Origin of the sequence: Paenarthrobacter sp. CM16 (assembly GCF_013179505.1) — a bacterium.
GTDB lineage: Bacteria > Actinomycetota > Actinomycetes > Actinomycetales > Micrococcaceae > Arthrobacter.
This window is the reverse complement of the sequence record NZ_JABMCX010000514.1, coordinates 1-1,609: the sequence shown is the minus strand read 5'-3', so window position 1 is coordinate 1,609 and position 1,609 is coordinate 1. Positions and strand designations below refer to the sequence as shown.

The window sequence follows — 1,609 nt, the reverse complement described above, 5'->3', positions numbered from 1 at the left end:
AACGCGGGTTGGCGGACCATTCAAGTTCCAGCGCTGCGGCCTGCTGCTCTGCGGACTGCTCTGCGGGTTCAAATGATGCGGTCATTTTTATCTCCTATGTGGTGCCCGGGCCGGCCTCCGCTGCGCCGTTGCTGCGTCGGCCGGCTTGTCCGGGATCTGTATTTCTTTTTCGTAAGTCCTACTTTTCTGCACTTCCAAGAGGGTTACTAGAGGAAAACTATGGAAAGAAATGCACTTCTTCGCGTATTCTCAAGAAATGTCGCCTGTGAGCTGGAATCGCGAAGTAGCATCGCCGTCGTTGTCCGCCGCGTCCCCTGAACTGGACGTCATCAGCCTTGGCCGCCGCGTGCGCCATCTGCGCAAGCAGGCCGGGCTGACGCTGGACGACTTGAGTGCCGCCGTCGGGACCGCGCCGAGCCAGCTGAGCTTGATTGAAAACGGCAAGCGCGAACCAAAATTGGGGCTGCTTCAGCAGCTCGCTGCGTCACTGAACGTGACCATCGATCAGCTGCTCGGAGCGGAGCCGCCGAGCCGCAGGGCCGCACTGGAAATCGAGCTGGAACGGTACCAGCGCGGGCCGCTGTACGAATCCCTCAACCTCCCCAAAATCCGCATCAGCTCGCGGCTTCCACTCGATGTGCTCGAGTCGCAAGTGGGGCTGCTCCAGGAGCTCGAGCGCAAGTTGAATGAGCAAGTCGCGACGCCGGAAGAAGCCCGCCGCGCGAACGGCGAGTTGCGTGCCATGATGCGCGAGCGCGGTAACTATTTCCCAGAGTATGAGGCGGAGGCGCAGAAGGTCCTCAAAGGGGTGGGTTACACCACCGGTCCGTTGAGCCAGCACGTCATTGCGGACATCGCTGAGAACCTGGGTTTTTCCCTTCATCATGTGGGCGATCTGCCTCATTCCACGCGGTCCGTAACGGATTTGAAGAACCGCAGAATTTATCTGACGCAGAACCAGCGCCAGGATCACGATCCCCGCTCGGTCCTCCTGCAGGCGTTGGGCCACTACGTCCTGGGGCATGAAACTCCCCGGAACTACGGCGATTTCCTGGCTCAGCGTGTGGCCACCAACTACTTCGCGGCCGCTCTGTTGCTGCCGGAGCAAGCCACCGTGGAGTTCCTGCAAAAAGCCAAGGCCGCCAAGGAAATCGCAGTGGAGGACGTCCGGGATGCCTTCGCGGTGTCCTACGAAACTGCCGCGCACCGTTTCACCAACCTCGCAACCAAGCACCTTGGCATCACCACACATTTCCAGAAGACGCACCAGTCCGGCATCATCTACAAGGCCTACGAGAACGACGGCGTGACCTTCCCCCAGGACCACACCGGCGCCATTGAAGGACAGCCGTCCTGCAAAGCATGGACATCGCGCGCGGTGTTCGATGTGCCGGACAAGTTCAGCGCCTACAGCCAGTACACGGACACGCCATCGGGCACTTACTGGTGCACGGCCCGTACTGAGCGCTCAGCTGCCGGTGAGTTCTCGTTGAGCATCGGAGTGCCGTACCAGCACGTGAAATGGTTCCGCGGACGGGAAACTACCGCCCGGGCGACGTCCAACTGCCCGGATCCCAACTGCTGCAAGCGGCCGCCGGAGTCCTTGGCC

Annotated in this window: 1 protein-coding gene; it reads left to right on the top strand. The window is 61.0% G+C overall.

What is annotated here, in order from left to right; genetic code table 11:
- Positions 1 to 229 precede the first annotated feature (229 nt).
- On the top strand, positions 230 to 1,609 hold a 1,380-nt coding region (locus HP499_RS24035; RefSeq protein ID WP_172326540.1), incomplete at its 3' end, for an XRE family transcriptional regulator.